Source organism: Sinorhizobium fredii USDA 205, from assembly GCF_001461695.1.
GTDB lineage: Bacteria > Pseudomonadota > Alphaproteobacteria > Rhizobiales > Rhizobiaceae > Sinorhizobium > Sinorhizobium fredii.
The window spans coordinates 1-687 of the sequence record NZ_AUTC01000114.1 but is presented as its reverse complement, the minus strand read 5'-3'; the positions used below and the strand labels follow the sequence as shown (position 1 = coordinate 687).

Here is a 687-nt window from a genome sequence, read left to right as displayed (position 1 = left end):
AGCGGTGAACCCGCTGCGCCGCCGCATGATCGACGACATGACGCTCCGCAACCTGTCGCCGGCCACGCAACGATCCTACCTGCATGCAGTGACAAAGTTCAGCCGTTATTTCGGCCGCTCGCCGGATCGGCTGGGGCTGGAGGATGTGCGCGCTTTCCAGGTGTACCTGGTGTCGCAGGGCGTCTCCTGGCCGGCGCTCAACCAGACGGTTTGCGCGCTGCGGTTCTTTTACGGCGTGACGCTGGACCGGGCGGAGATTCCCGAGCGAATTGCCTATGCGCGCACGCCGCGCAAGCTGCCGGCGATCTTGAGCGCCGACGAGGTCGTGCGGTTTCTCGAAGCGGTGCCGTCCTTGAAGGCGCGCACGGCGCTGACGACCGCCTATGCCGCCGGACTGCGCGCCTCGGAGGCGGTGAGCCTGAAGGTGGCCGACATCGACAGCCAGCGCATGGTGATCCAGGTCCGTCACGGCAAGGGCGCCAAGGATCGCACGGTGATGCTGTCGCCGCAGCTGCTTGGCATCCTGCGCACCTATTGGCGGCTGGCGCGCCCCAAGGATTGGCTGTTTCCCGGACGGGGCGACAAGCCGATCGATGTGCAGGTGCTTTATGCCGCCTGCCGGTCGGCGACCAAGGCGGCGGGATTGACCAAGCGGGTCAGCGTGCACACGCTGCGGCACAGCTTTGC

At 66.8% G+C, this 687-nt stretch carries 1 protein-coding gene; it reads left to right on the top strand.

What is annotated here, in order from left to right:
- Window positions 1-4: 4 nt before the first annotated feature.
- Window positions 5-687, top strand: a 683-nt coding sequence (locus tag N181_RS11675) for a tyrosine-type recombinase/integrase (RefSeq protein WP_245290980.1), incomplete at its 3' end; no start/stop codon positions are given.